Annotated in this window: 14 protein-coding genes and 1 pseudogene; 7 read left to right on the top strand and 8 right to left on the bottom strand. The window is 39.5% G+C overall.

What is annotated here, in order from left to right; all coding sequences use genetic code 11:
* The first annotated feature begins 462 nt into the window (after positions 1 to 462).
* Together ACFE90_RS29060 and ACFE90_RS29065 are read left to right on the top strand one after the other, a co-directional pair.
* Entirely contained in the window at positions 463 to 1,416 is a 954-nt protein-coding gene (locus tag ACFE90_RS29060; RefSeq protein WP_375505846.1) for a hypothetical protein, read from the top strand.
* 152 nt (positions 1,417 to 1,568) lie between these two features.
* Entirely contained in the window at positions 1,569 to 2,243 is a 675-nt protein-coding gene (locus ACFE90_RS29065; RefSeq protein WP_375505847.1) for a class I SAM-dependent methyltransferase, read from the top strand.
* Between the two features lie 234 nt (positions 2,244 to 2,477).
* On the opposite strand, the gene ACFE90_RS29070 is transcribed toward ACFE90_RS29065, so the two are convergent.
* The 3 genes from ACFE90_RS29070 to ACFE90_RS29080 all read right to left on the bottom strand — a co-directional run bounded on the left by ACFE90_RS29070 (position 2,478) and on the right by ACFE90_RS29080 (position 4,676).
* Positions 2,478 to 2,954, bottom strand: coding sequence for a hypothetical protein (locus ACFE90_RS29070; RefSeq protein WP_375505848.1), 477 nt, complete (start codon positions 2,952 to 2,954; stop codon positions 2,478 to 2,480).
* A 371-nt stretch (positions 2,955 to 3,325) separates the two neighbouring features.
* Positions 3,326 to 4,393, bottom strand: coding sequence for a mevalonate kinase (locus ACFE90_RS29075; RefSeq protein ID WP_375505849.1), 1,068 nt, complete (start codon positions 4,391 to 4,393; stop codon positions 3,326 to 3,328).
* A 121-nt stretch (positions 4,394 to 4,514) separates the two neighbouring features.
* Positions 4,515 to 4,676, bottom strand: a complete 162-nt coding sequence (locus ACFE90_RS29080) for a hypothetical protein (protein WP_375505850.1) — start codon at positions 4,674 to 4,676, stop codon at positions 4,515 to 4,517.
* 60 nt (positions 4,677 to 4,736) lie between these two features.
* Here ACFE90_RS29080 and ACFE90_RS29085 point away from each other — a divergent pair, with 60 nt between their 5' ends.
* Complete coding sequence (locus ACFE90_RS29085; RefSeq protein ID WP_375505851.1) at positions 4,737 to 5,261, top strand: isochorismatase family cysteine hydrolase; 525 nt, start codon at positions 4,737 to 4,739, stop codon at positions 5,259 to 5,261.
* Between the two features lie 548 nt (positions 5,262 to 5,809).
* Here the strand turns inward: ACFE90_RS29085 and ACFE90_RS29090 are convergent.
* The 5 genes from ACFE90_RS29090 to ACFE90_RS29110 form a co-directional block, all read right to left on the bottom strand.
* Positions 5,810 to 7,297, bottom strand: a complete 1,488-nt coding sequence (locus ACFE90_RS29090) for a multiprotein-bridging factor 1 family protein (RefSeq protein ID WP_375505852.1) — start codon at positions 7,295 to 7,297, stop codon at positions 5,810 to 5,812.
* Positions 7,298 to 7,590: 293 nt separating this feature from the next.
* A complete protein-coding gene (locus ACFE90_RS29095; protein WP_375505853.1) occupies positions 7,591 to 7,980 on the bottom strand; it encodes a hypothetical protein in 390 nt (129 codons plus the stop codon).
* Between the two features lie 103 nt (positions 7,981 to 8,083).
* Positions 8,084 to 8,566 carry a hypothetical protein gene (locus ACFE90_RS29100; RefSeq protein WP_375505854.1) on the bottom strand — a complete coding sequence of 161 codons (483 nt, stop codon included), beginning with the start codon at positions 8,564 to 8,566 and terminating at the stop codon, positions 8,084 to 8,086.
* A 231-nt stretch (positions 8,567 to 8,797) separates the two neighbouring features.
* Positions 8,798 to 9,253: a CAAD domain-containing protein gene (locus ACFE90_RS29105; protein ID WP_375505855.1), complete on the bottom strand. Its 456-nt coding sequence runs from the start codon at positions 9,251 to 9,253 to the stop codon at positions 8,798 to 8,800.
* A 36-nt stretch (positions 9,254 to 9,289) separates the two neighbouring features.
* Entirely contained in the window at positions 9,290 to 9,469 is a 180-nt protein-coding gene (locus tag ACFE90_RS29110; RefSeq protein ID WP_375505856.1) for a hypothetical protein, read from the bottom strand.
* A gap of 627 nt (positions 9,470 to 10,096) precedes the next feature.
* Between ACFE90_RS29110 and ACFE90_RS29115 the strand changes: the two genes are divergently transcribed.
* The 4 genes and pseudogenes from ACFE90_RS29115 to ACFE90_RS29130 all read left to right on the top strand — a co-directional run.
* A complete protein-coding gene (locus tag ACFE90_RS29115) occupies positions 10,097 to 10,987 on the top strand; it encodes a DUF2382 domain-containing protein (protein ID WP_375505857.1) in 891 nt (296 codons plus the stop codon).
* Between the two features lie 126 nt (positions 10,988 to 11,113).
* Positions 11,114 to 11,551 (top strand): hypothetical protein, encoded by a 438-nt coding sequence (locus tag ACFE90_RS29120; RefSeq protein ID WP_375505858.1) that lies wholly within the window; start codon positions 11,114 to 11,116, stop codon positions 11,549 to 11,551.
* 67 nt (positions 11,552 to 11,618) lie between these two features.
* On the top strand, positions 11,619 to 12,140 hold the full coding sequence (locus tag ACFE90_RS29125) for a hypothetical protein (RefSeq protein ID WP_375505859.1): 522 nt from the start codon (positions 11,619 to 11,621) through the stop codon (positions 12,138 to 12,140).
* A 63-nt stretch (positions 12,141 to 12,203) separates the two neighbouring features.
* Positions 12,204 to 12,634: pseudogene (locus ACFE90_RS29130) on the top strand (hypothetical protein); the annotation flags it as partial.

Here is a 12,634-nt window from a genome sequence, read left to right on the forward strand (position 1 = left end):
AGGGAAAGTCCTAGTGAAGTCCAGAAATTGGATAATTTATTTTTTGGAGTTCCCTTATCTCTTGCACCTGTTGGGATAAACCACTAATACATAAATAGGAGCGTAAAAATGTCCTGTGGCTGGCCCAGGCAACTGCTCACACTTGGCAAGTAAATATTCGTATGATTTCAGATACTGCAAGCCAATGGTTTACCATGCGTAACAGGTTGAGGTAAAACGGTTTTTGTCAATTAGTTAAAATACTCAGAATAGTTTTACGGTTTCTCATGCTGTGGCTGGACGGGGTAAATGGCTAAAAAGCATATAGAACTTAGAAGGAAGAGGTACTTCAAACTTAGTTCACAAATAGCTCAGTTAGATAATGCACAATTGCGTTATCTGTTTGACAATAGTGAGTCGAATGAGTCAAGCACGGGTTGGGGGATGAATCACACCATTGTCCTTGGGAAATCCAAGGTCTTTGTGAAACGTGTTCCGGTTACAAACATCGAATTTGACAACTTGTTCTCCACCAGAAACATTTATAACTTACCGACTTACTGTAATTACGGCTTCGGTTCCACTGGTTTTGGGGTCTTCCGGGAACTTGTAACCCATATCAAGACAACCAACTGGGTATTGTCGGGGGCAATCGCCACCTTCCCACTGATGTACCATTATCGGATTATTCCTTTCTCTGGGCAGCGTGCGGATGTCGATAGTTCACGTCTAAAAGATTACGTGGAATACTGGGGTAATAGTGCCAACGCCGGAAATTATGTGTTAGATAGAGCGAACGCCAACTATGAGTTGCTTTTGTTTCTAGAGTACATACCGCATGTTCTGGAAACATGGCTGCTCTTAAACCCCAACAAACTTCAGAAATCCCTGGATGATTTACGCACAACGATTAACTTTTTGAGAACGAAGGGAATCATCCACTTCGATGCACATTTTCGCAACATCCTCACCGACGGTAAGCGGATATATTTGACCGATTTTGGTTTGGTACTGGACAAGAATTTTACGTTGACTACAGATGAAAAGTTTTTCTTTAAGCAGAATACATTTTACGACTATGGAGAAGTCCTGCGAAATCTTGGTCATCTTATTCGATCGTCGTATGATTTATGTTCGGAGAATGATAAACGCAAGATTATGGAAAAATATGGTATAAAAGAAGGTTTAAAACCTTATGAACTGCGGTCTATATTACTCGACAACATCGAGCAGATACATACTGATGGGGTGATGAAGTTAGATGAGTTCTATGTTGCCAGCATCGTCAAGTACCGCAGCATTATTGCGCTGATGCAAGACTTCTTTTCTGATATGTGGAAAAATAACAACAAGGACACAAAACTTCCTCACGCAGAACTACGGCTGCTGCTCAAAGAGACAGGCTTTCTTGTTGGTGTTGGAACCCACGCCAAATAGCTGCCATCACTGGATAAAAATATACATATTTTGGGTATTTGGTCAACTAGCAAAACTGCGATTCTTGGAAATAGTCGAAATCCTGCATCTGGCTGCATTATCGCTTATGTTTTTAAAGTATAAGAATGTTCGTGCTATTTGAGCAGTGTTGTATGGATGAGAATGAAAAACGAATCCTTGACTCATGGCAGATGAATGCTTTGTTATGGACACAAGCAATTCGTAATAAACAAATTTATAGTCGTGCGATCGCCACAGATACCGCTATAGTCAAAGCAGTAAGCCAACTTAATCCAAAAACATTCTTAGATATTGGATGCGGTGAGGGATGGTTGTCTCGACAGCTTTTTTCTTTAGGATTTGATGGCTGGGGTGTTGATTTTTGTGCCGATTTCATTAAGGCAGCAAGGCATAGTGGTGATTCTCGCTTTGTTGTCTGTTCGTACTCGGATCTTGGATCACAAAGATTTAGCACCATCAACTATTTCTCTTGCTTTATTTGCAACTTTTCAATTCTAGGCGAATGCGCTCTTGATGAGATTGCCAAGGCAGGCCATAATTTGTTAGAGGACAAAGGCAAAATAATTATTCAAACGCTTCATCCGATAATTGCTTGCGGTGATACATACTCCAATGGGTGGCGCGAAACTTCATGGCAAGCAATTGCAGATCAGCCATTTTACCCTACTCCTTGGTATTTTAGAACTCTCGAATCATGGATCAACGATTTCCATGCTTTGAATTACCGATTGCTAAATTTATACAAGCCGTGTGATCCCAAGACAAACAAACCTATTTCAATTATTTTTGTTTTTGAACGGAAGTAAAGTATTTAGGCACATTTGCTCTCTGCGGCTATCTACCTTTCTTGGCAGACTACTACAAATTGCAAATGCTTCATGCAACTGTCACATTCCCTTGACAATTTACTGAAAATTTTCTCTTATTGCATACACTAAAGGGGTTAGCAAAAGCATAATACAAAAGAGTATGACAATGTAGATTACTGCGTGCCCTTGTTTTATCTTCACCACTTTACAGTGTCAACGAAACTCGTGCTTTTAGTCTACATAATCTGTTAGTATTGGATCTTCAACAGTGTTATCTGAACCTATTGGGCGACTACCGTCTATCTCTAGAGTATCCTGAACTTGAAAATTACTTTTAGCGATTGGACGTTCACCGTCTATGTCAAGAATCTCCTCAACATTTAAATCACTAGGGTCAATTGGACGCTTACCGTCTACATTTAGCATCTCATATTCTTGAAAAGCGCTCTTAGCAATCGGGCGTTGCCCATCTATATTAATTGTTTTATCATAATCGGTTTCATTCTTCGCAATTGGGCGCTGACCATCTATATTAATTGTTTTTTTTATTTCAATATTACTTGGATCGACTGGACGCTGACCATCTATATTAATTGTTTTATTCGTCTTTATCAGTTCATTAGATAATGAAGACACATCAGTTTCATTCTCTATCTCTTGTTGATCCAAATTATTTTTATTACTACTAACTTCGTTTGTGTTATCCATGTTTTTTATTGTGATTATAAGACTATTTATCTACTACCAACATAACCTTAAAAATTGTTTATCTCTAAGCAAGATACCCTAAAAATTAGGTAGAGAGCAGAAAAATTATGATTTCTCTAACAATTCCTTTATCTAAATATAATACTGAAGTAGGAACAGAAAATCCTCTATCACAGCACAGAATGCATCTATGACTTGAGAGGGATTTGTCATTTCTCAGCGCTGATAAATTTCTCAGAGATACCTGTGCGCGGCTGGGCATTGAACGGGTTAGTATCCACAGTTTTCGCAGCAGACGCTTGGCTAACCGGGAGCAAGTTGATGCAAATTACTTCTCAAAAGCTTGACAAACATCCTCTTTTTGTCCTCAGCTAAGTCAATCTAGGAGTTGGTAGTCTTGAAATCCTTAACTGTAACGCTTGCATTTGAGGAAAATCGCGCTTAATAATCTCAATAGCTTTTCTTTGACTCTCTTGATTTTTAACGATCAGTTGTGCAGTGCCATCGCCCTGAGAACCCACACCTTTTCCTCCGAAGATATAAGGCTGAAGTGGCTCGTGATGGAGAAGCAGATGTAGCCTTTTTGCAGTTAATTGCTCAGGACAAGCCGGAACTACGTACCGATCAAATTCAGCTTGGGCTTTCGTCATTAAAGATCCAATAAGTTGGGCATCTCCTCTTTGTATTGCTTCAACTGCTGCCTGGGTAATTTCAGAGCTAATAGAACCAAAATATTTTTGGACATTTTGCTGAATTTCATTAGTAGCGAAAGGATAACATTGATTCAATCTTTTTAGTATTTCTTGTGTGTTTTTGCTACCGCCGAGATCGACAATCACAAAAAACAAATCCTCACTAACTTTTAATTCGAGCAGGTCGATTTTTTTACCATCAAATATCATCAATATTGGGCGATTTCCATAAGCACAAGCTTGATCCATACGACCGCAAAGACTAGGAGTGATTCTTTCTCCCAGGTAGGCAAATTCCATTTCTTCACGAATTGTCATCTTCAAGTCATACAGACGATTAAAAGCCCTCGCAATCAGAACGCAAAAGGCAGCACTCGAAGATAATCCCTTTTGGATGGGTAAGTCGGTTAGATAATTATCAACCTCAAGTCCGCCGACACCATAGTGAGTAAGAAATTGATAAGCTGTACCAGCAGCATAACTAAAAAAACCACCCTTTGCTGCTATGCATTTCAGAGTATTAGATTCCATAGGTAATCTCAGTGGCCCATAACCTCTGCCATCATTGAGAGAAGCACGAATAATTAACTCATTAGAATTAGGCAAAACATCAGCATAAATTCCTTGATTAGTACCAACAATTAAGGTGTAGCCCTTTTCGATCAGAGGATTAATGCTGCGATATTCTCCTGCCCAATCGCTGTGTTCTCCGAACAAACAAAGACGGCCTGGAACAAAAATTCTCATTTGAAGTTTCCTGTTGTTAATCGGGGTATATACTATCCTTATTAACTTGAATCAACAACACGCCACCCATCACTCCGATAGTCCAGATCAGCAGCGCTTTCGCCAATTTTGGGAGAATCTATTATTGCTGTTTCCAGACTACGCTTCGACTGAGAGAGCCATGCCTACGGCGGTAAACTAGGCTTACTTCCTCTATCTCCAGATTTCTGCTCATCAGCGTCCCATCATCAGCAAGCATATCCTGTTGTCCGCCAGGGCATCCGTTCAAAGTCGCGGATTTCATCTTTTATAATATTGTTTTATTTAATGTGATAACTCTTAATCTAAATAAATTCTGGCACAAATGAACGAAATCCTTCTTGTAGTAGATATGCAAAACGGTTTTATGTCTGAAAAATGCAGACATATTATTCCTAATGTCATTAAACTAATTGAGCGATTTTTAGTGGTTGGTAAACTCGTTGAATTCACAAAATTTCTCAATACTGCTGACAGTAATTATGTCAAACTAATTCATTGGTCAAGGTTGATACATGAACCAGAAACGAATATTATTGATGAACTTCAGCTATATATAAATAATATTTTTGATAAATATTATTACTCAGCATTTACAGAAAAGTTTTCGACTTTTATTTTTCTTAATGAAATCAACAAAATATATCTTTGTGGAGTTGAAACTGATAGCTGTATTTTGAAGACAGCAATTGACTCTTTTGAGCGTGGTATTGAACCAGTCATTATCGAGGATGCTTGCTTTAGTGATGGTGGTCAGCAAGCACATGATGCGGGTATTTTTTTGCTGAAACGTAATATAGGAAAAAACCAAATTATGATGACTGATGAGATTCTTGAAAAAATGTTATAAGCTGTTCCCTCATAAGGTCAGCGATCTTTCTACCTGTTAGATCATCTTCACGAATCTGCAATCGGTTCATTTCCTTAATCTACTTAATCTATATTAGACATCGTTTTGCTTTATTTGTTGGTTTATGTGGGTTTCAGCCATTTTTGGACATTTGGTGTGTTCCACTTACCCTGTATAGGTTTGAGGCTTATTTTATCCTCAAAAATATTTAAGTTCCTATAAGTGTATTTACAGGGAAACTTTAGTGGTGGCTTTGTCCTCAACTCATTCATTGGCTCAAAAATATCACATCTGTGTGCGATCGCAATCCGCCTACCAAATTTTTGTAGTACCCCTTTGGTTTGGCTTCACTCTAAACAATTTAATCTGGAGGAAGACCAACTTTGTGTGCTGTACTTTCAGCAGCCAAATCATCAGGATCATAAACACTGACTTTTCACGTCATGGAAAAACCCACGAAAAACCTAACCCCCCTCCCGACGCAGTTGCAATAAGTAATAATACGTAGCAAAAATTACCTCAGAGAAACAAGAAAAGTTTAGTTCAAATCAATATCTGTTAAGGTGTAGTTCCAGTGTATTGAGCAACTTGGGCAAGTCCTTTTGAGAAACCTGACGTGTACCCGTCTCGACTGCATCAACCCAGGAAACGCTTTTCCCCATCGTTGTAGCGAAAAATGCTCTAGACCAACCTTTTGCTTTTCTCGCTTCTCTGATCACATTACCTGATAGAGGCTGGATATTTGCACTTAGCTGATTTGAGTCCACGGTCAAGCGTTCCTCTACTTCTGCTGGTAAATGAAAACGCCATCTAGAATTAAGTATTTGATTCCAGTAACCTATAGGTCTTTTAGCGCTTGTGCTGCTTGTTAACCAAGCTGGGCCTGTTTCCAGTTCTGCTTGCCATCCGGCTTCTTTGATAACTTTCAAGTCAGTTTCCAAATCATCAGCCATTTGCCGTCTAAGCTGTCTGTCTTGCTCTGCTGTTGACACTTTGTCTGCACCGTAGGCAATCTCCATCAGAGTCTTGCCCATTACACAATCCTGGAATTCCGGTTGGATTTGGAAGGTCAGCCAAACTAGCATTCTAGCCGCGCCAGCATTTTGTTTACCAATACTAAATAGTTTCTGTACGGTTTTCTTGGTAATAATTCCAGTGTGGTAGTGGTATTTAGATTTGTTGAGGAAGTATTTTGTCCATACTCCAGCTTGACCTATCACCTTTAAACCCACTAACTTGTTATTGCCAGCTTTATCTGTTTCAAAATCTCGTATTATGCTGATGTCCCAAATCTTTAAATCAGCAACAGTAAAAGCTCCTACTTTCCCCTGTTTAGGTGATGCAATACAAGCTAGTACCTGAGCAGGTTGCCGTAACAAGTGGTACAAAATACTCAATTTTTCATGCTTGCATAAGTCCCTGCGTTTAACAAGCCCTGTGTATTCAAGTAGTTGCTTATCATCAATTACAAAATTGCCTGACCAAGGTTTATCTAGGCTAGCTACTAAGGCACAGTAAATCAGGTGAATAGCACAGGCTCTTGGATCAAATTGGTCTATAACAACTAAAGCTGCTTCTTCTGCCAGTGTTTCTGGTTGTGGAGTTTCGGGATTATCTGTTACATAATAAAAGATTTTTCCTTTTCCAGTTTCAGCTTCTTTTTCGTAACTAAAAGTATTATTTACTTGACTTTTCCATGACAGATTCATTTTTTGAGATAAGACTTCGGCAACTCCATACAAAACTAGCGACAAGGCAGCAACATTAGTCTTACTATCAGGAAATAAAGAAGCTTTTTTGAATTGCCGAGGTTTTGCTGAATACTGGTAATTTAATAGTAAATTTTGCTCATCTTTATTAACTCTGTCTTGAAGAGGAATTTGCTTTGATAATTGAGTAGTTGGGTCTTTTAAAGATTCTTCATCAAGAGCAATATTAGTTTCCTTTGAATTTGGATTACGGGAAATGGTAATTCTCATTACCTGGTGAAATAGATGCAGAAGTTTACTATATAATGTTTTTGCTAACTGTTTCATTTTTCTACAAATTCACTGCTTACGTAGATAATTTACAATAATGAAATAAAGCCTGAGTTTCTTTTACTTGACCTTGTTAGAATAAACACTCAGCCGCTTTGAGTCGCTTTAAACAACCACCAACAATGCAAGATATTTGACACCAGGTGATACCAATCTAATAAAAAGTGGTCAAGTAAAAAAACTGATTTTTACTTGACCAGAATTATCAGTGATGAGTTCAAGCTTTCACTGATTGTAATTACGAATTACAAATTATCAATTACGAATTGCAGCTTTGCTGCTTGACGTTACTAGCGGTACTGTTGGTCAGCTGGATCTCCATAGGGGTCTTCGCTAGCTGGGCGGATATTACCATACTGCCCGGAATTTCCTTGGTTGTTTCTTTGCATCAACTTTTTGACAACTAAGACCGCGATCCCAGCGATCGCTCCCTTAGCTAATGGATTACTCATAATGTTACCATGTTGACCACCTGTAAAGCTCCCCGCAGCACCACTCATAATTTGACTGAGTATATCTGGTTGTTGCTGGTGAACCCGGCCTGTCGTTTGAGCGAGATAATTTGGGTCTTGAAAGCGATCATCTATACCATCTTGGTTTAGATCGAGAAAATTCAAGTTTGAAGAGCGCGTCTGCTGTTGAAGAGAGCGACCAAACTGCATCCGCTCTTGTGGTGACATCCGACTAAAGGCTTCTTGTGCAGATTCCTGATATATGGAAAAAAGTTTCTATTAAAAAATAGAATGACGGTTAAACGCCATCTATTTATAATATGTACAAAAATTAATTTGTTGGAACAGTACCTTCACCCAAACCCCTTAAGTCTCGCCCTGTAGGACTGTTATTATATCCTTGAAAGTCCCGGTATTGTTGTGCCTCCTCCTGTGGAACACGAATGCCCTCTTGTGGCGCTGTTACCCAGACAGGGCGACGTTGAGCATCTCGATAGTAAACACGCCCATTCTTAGAAAGGTAGTATTTTCCCTGCGCTCCCGTTCCTTGGGCATTCTTTCGCTGATTGTAAAGGTAGAAAAGTCCAGCGGCTCCTGCCAAGATTGCCACTTTCTGCCCTGTACTCAATCCCCTCCTAGCTTGGGGTTGATTTACGGGGACGCGATTATTTAAATTTCTACCAACACTATCGTCAACTGGAGGTGGCGCAGCATTTCGGGAACCTCCGCCGCAGCTATTAAGCAGCGGGACTGTTAGCAATGTTGAAAGAAATACTGTTGTTGTCAGCGAAGCTAACCTATTTGTCTTGATCATACATTTTCTTTTCCTGCTAATTTAGCTGACGTGGTATAAGAGTCTACAGTTCTATACAATGGTCAGCCCCTTCCCTACGGGACGCTGCGCGAACGGGGAAGTCAAAAGTCAAAAGTTTTGAACCTCATAAATAAATTTAGGGGCTTGTACCTTTTTATTTCTGGTCAAGTAAAACTCGGCTTTTTACTTGACTGAAAGTTCAAATACACTGTATTCGCCACTATACTTTAGTTAGCTTAAAGTCTCTGATTCTTCTCTGCCTAGAATTTGTTTTTTAAGCGAGCGAATTTCTGTTGTAAATTCTTGCCGAGTGGAATCTTTGAGCAAATAGCGGAAAGTAAACCAAATTGTGTAACTAAGTCCAATTAATTGGAGAAATGGAGAAACTAGTGGAATATCATTTATGGCGTTGAGTACCGCTAGAAAAATCCTTAGTGCCGTAACTGTTATCACAAGCAACGCAAAGCTGATAATCAGCAATTTGTATTCTTGGTAGAATCTACCTATGTACTCAGGTATTTTTGCTAAAAATATAGAAATCTCTCTACCAATTTTTTGCCATTGTTCTTCATTTTCCGAGGCGGGTGGCAACATTGCCAGGTTTCCAGACTCTGAATTTTTAAGTGCTTCTATCTGGTTTGGGGAGGCAGTATCGACATACTGATCTTGCTGTAATTCTGTATCCATAATATTATCTCCTGATTTTCTGCAATGAGAGCAGTTTTAAAGTTTACACTTTGTCATTATCAATTTTGGCAACGGTTGCTTTGCAATTAGATGCCACTCTTGAATTCTATATCTGCTGAGAATTGAGCCAGCGTCACGAAACTCATCGTCAGCTTTATCACTAGCAATATGATTATTGCCGTCTGCATTCTGCACAACCACAGATACTCTATCCATTGCCAAAGCCACAATTTATCAACTTATGCAGCGCTTGTTTCGCATGCCGATGATGAGTGAATACGCTTATAGTACACTAATGTACACTTAAGTCCATTATTTTTCCTTTGCAGCACAGGTAAATATTTGTTTGCAAATTTATTAGGACTTTAATAATATTTAGGCATTTTTAGATTTACTTATCATCAATCTTTTGGAATAAATTCTGTTTTCAACAAGAGTGATAGAGCAAGCATTACAACTTAAGGCAATAAATCTTTAAAAGTGTAAGGATATTTGATTTAAGTGTAAGGTATTAACAAACATATTAAACTAGCTAGGTTTGATAGTATGTATCGATTTAGCTAAATTTAAACTTGAAATTTACTGCTAGCAAGTAGTCACACTAATGCTAGAAACTAGTCACAAAAATTATAAAAATTTAGTTATAATCAATTTTATTAAAAGTAATACATTAATACTAAAAGCCTTATGTTGTATCATACTGTGGGGTTATTAAACTATATTTAATTATTTCGATTGATGAAATATCAAGATGATTGAAGTCACTCCTCGGAGAGAAGATTTACCTAAACTAAATTGTGTAATTTATAAAAAAGACACAGCAAGATTTTAAGGAATAAAAGAATGCCACTCCAGAAAATAAGTGAATTTGATAGAGACTACCATAATACTCTTGGTAAAGACATCAAAGGGATGGGTGTGTATGTTCAGGGAACTGATGAAAAGATTGGCACAGTAAGTGATGCTGTAGTAGATGACCAAGGAGCATTCCGCTATTTAATTCTTGACTTAGGGTTTTGGATTTTTGGTAAGAAAGTATTGCTACCAATAGGTAAATCGCGTATTGACTCTACAGCAGACCGAGTATATGTCGTTGGTTTGACAAGAGAGCAAGCGGAAAATTTACCTGAATATCAAGAGCATACAGCACTTGACTACGACTATGAAGAACGGGTGCGCGGAGCATATCGCACACCGTCCGTAGAAAGTTCAGCACCTCTGGATGCAACATCTGCGGCTGCGGTAGCATCGACAGTAGGGCGCACTACTCCTAGTCCCGATCGCAACAACTATACATACGCACAAGAGCCAGATCTATATGATGTTAGCGCTCACGACGACCAAACCTTCAAACTCTACGAAGAAAGGCTAGTTGCTAATAAACAGCGCCGGAAAACCGGAGAAGTAGCGATTGGTAAGCATGTCGAAACTGAAACTGCAAGAGTTTCTGTTCCGGTAGAAAGAGAGCGAGTCGTGATTGAGCGAGTAACTCCTCAAGACGCAGGTAAAGTTGTGTCTGCTCAAACAGCTAACTTCCGTGAGGGCGAAGTAACACATATAGAACTCTATGAAGAAGTTGCAGATGTCAAAAAGGAAGCTTTTTTGCGCGAAGAAGTCAGAGTGCAAAAAGTTGTAGATAAAGAAACTGTTGAGGTTCAGGAAACCATTCGACGCGAAGAATTAGACGTTGACACTGATGGAACTCCAATAGTCAATAAAACTGACCGGGTTTAATCTACTTAAACTCAAAGGTCATTGTATTTGAGCTAGTAGGAGCGGGTTTTCTACCTACTTCTACTCGAAATACTCTCACTAGATTGATATTGCAGAAGAGTCATTAGTTTAAATGAGGTGCTTAAATTGAAAATAATTCAACAGTTTCGTCGGGTTTTAACAGCTTTAGTCTTGGTATTAGTACTAACAACGACTGCCGCCTGTAGTGGTACTGTTCAAGCTAAACAACCAACTCAATTACCGCCTGGAATCAGTCATAGTGCTGACTATGCCTTGTTGTCACGCGGTAACAGTGTACAGGGTCAAGATTTTGGGAACTGGGTTGTTGCTACAGCCAAGGGAATTGTCCAAGATGCTTATGTACGTGACAACAATAAGTTAGGTGTCGTGATTGCGCCTCAAGTTCGTCCGACCGAAGTACGACCATTAGCAAAATCCTTACTCCAAGGTTTTCACCAAAATTTCCCGAATCAAGACTTAAAAGTTTTGATGTATGCACCAGACAAAAAACTGATTTTGACGGCTCAGTATGATATGCAATCTCATCAAATTGAGTATAAATAACGACTCAAAATTTTGGGAAAGCCTGAATTAATTCAATTGATTGTAAGTAGAAAAGGAGACATTTAAAATGAGCAGCAGTGACAAGTATAAACGCGAAATTCTCAACGAGTTGGCTCACGGTAATACAGAGTCTTTAGATGATGTTTCATCTGACCCAACTCAGGAATACCAAAATTTTGACGATTTTGCCCAGCGCTCATCTCACGATCAACGTCGGCAATTATTTAGTCAATCTTTCAACCATAACAGCATTCCACCAAGCCAGCTGGAGCCAGAACTCCAAAAAGCGATCGCTCAGATTAAGCCTAACGAACGGGATGATGTTGCACGGGCATTTTTCAAGCACTTAAAGCAAAGAGGTCTAGACGAGCGCCATCTGGAGCGAGATTTGGGACTTTCAACCCACAACCCTAACCACATAAGTGCAGATGACCTCAGCAAGGTGGCATCTTTCACATATCATAGCCATCCTGACATCTTCCACGAAGTAATGGCTGAACAACCAGCAATTCTTAAGTTTCTCAGTAATCCAGTGGTAGGAGCAGCTTTAGGAGCGATCGCCTCTAAATGGTTTGGTCGTCATAAGTAAGCACCAAACTTGATACACATAGTCCTTTGTCTGGACGCTACAAATATAAAGGAGACGATGATTATGACTCAGAATAAGCAACAAGTAGATAAGTATGACGAAAATACCGACCTCGATCAAGAGCAAACCGATGCTCAATCTTCAGGATCAGGCATTGGTGCTGGTATAGCTGGTGCAGCGATTGGTGGTATAGTTGGTGGTCGAGTTGGAGGTGTATTTGGTGCTGTCGCGGGCGCGGTAGCAGGCGCTTTGGCTGGCAAGGGTACATCTGAAGCTGTTCACGATTCTGTTGAAGGTATAGTAGATGCAGCAAAGAGTATAGCTGAGACTGTTAACCACTCTGTAGAAGAGGTAACAGAAGTAGCCAAAGATACAGCACAAGCAGTGAAGCCATCCGTTGTTGATGTAGTAGAGGCAGTTAAGGAGACAGTTGAGGAAACCAAGCCATCTGTAGTTGATGCAATTAAGGGTGCAGCCCAAGAGGTCAAACCAGC

It is taken from the genome of uncultured Nostoc sp., assembly GCF_964245445.1.
Lineage (GTDB): Bacteria > Cyanobacteriota > Cyanobacteriia > Cyanobacteriales > Nostocaceae > Nostoc.

What these genes read in the sequence shown, in the direction of transcription:
- ACFE90_RS29065 (WP_375505847.1), top strand. Translation starts at nt 1,569, where the DNA reads ATGGATGAGAATGAAAAACGAATCCTTGACTCATGGCAGATGAATGCT.
- ACFE90_RS29070 (WP_375505848.1), bottom strand. Translation starts at nt 2,954, where the DNA reads ATGGATAACACAAACGAAGTTAGTAGTAATAAAAATAATTTGGATCAA.
- ACFE90_RS29075 (WP_375505849.1), bottom strand. Translation starts at nt 4,393, where the DNA reads ATGAGAATTTTTGTTCCAGGCCGTCTTTGTTTGTTCGGAGAACACAGC.
- ACFE90_RS29080 (WP_375505850.1), bottom strand. Translation starts at nt 4,676, where the DNA reads ATGAAATCCGCGACTTTGAACGGATGCCCTGGCGGACAACAGGATATG.
- ACFE90_RS29085 (WP_375505851.1), top strand. Translation starts at nt 4,737, where the DNA reads ATGAACGAAATCCTTCTTGTAGTAGATATGCAAAACGGTTTTATGTCT.
- ACFE90_RS29090 (WP_375505852.1), bottom strand. Translation starts at nt 7,297, where the DNA reads ATGAAACAGTTAGCAAAAACATTATATAGTAAACTTCTGCATCTATTT.
- ACFE90_RS29095 (WP_375505853.1), bottom strand. Translation starts at nt 7,980, where the DNA reads ATGTCACCACAAGAGCGGATGCAGTTTGGTCGCTCTCTTCAACAGCAG.
- ACFE90_RS29100 (WP_375505854.1), bottom strand. Translation starts at nt 8,566, where the DNA reads ATGATCAAGACAAATAGGTTAGCTTCGCTGACAACAACAGTATTTCTT.
- ACFE90_RS29105 (WP_375505855.1), bottom strand. Translation starts at nt 9,253, where the DNA reads ATGGATACAGAATTACAGCAAGATCAGTATGTCGATACTGCCTCCCCA.
- ACFE90_RS29110 (WP_375505856.1), bottom strand. Translation starts at nt 9,469, where the DNA reads ATGGATAGAGTATCTGTGGTTGTGCAGAATGCAGACGGCAATAATCAT.
- ACFE90_RS29115 (WP_375505857.1), top strand. Translation starts at nt 10,097, where the DNA reads ATGCCACTCCAGAAAATAAGTGAATTTGATAGAGACTACCATAATACT.
- ACFE90_RS29125 (WP_375505859.1), top strand. Translation starts at nt 11,619, where the DNA reads ATGAGCAGCAGTGACAAGTATAAACGCGAAATTCTCAACGAGTTGGCT.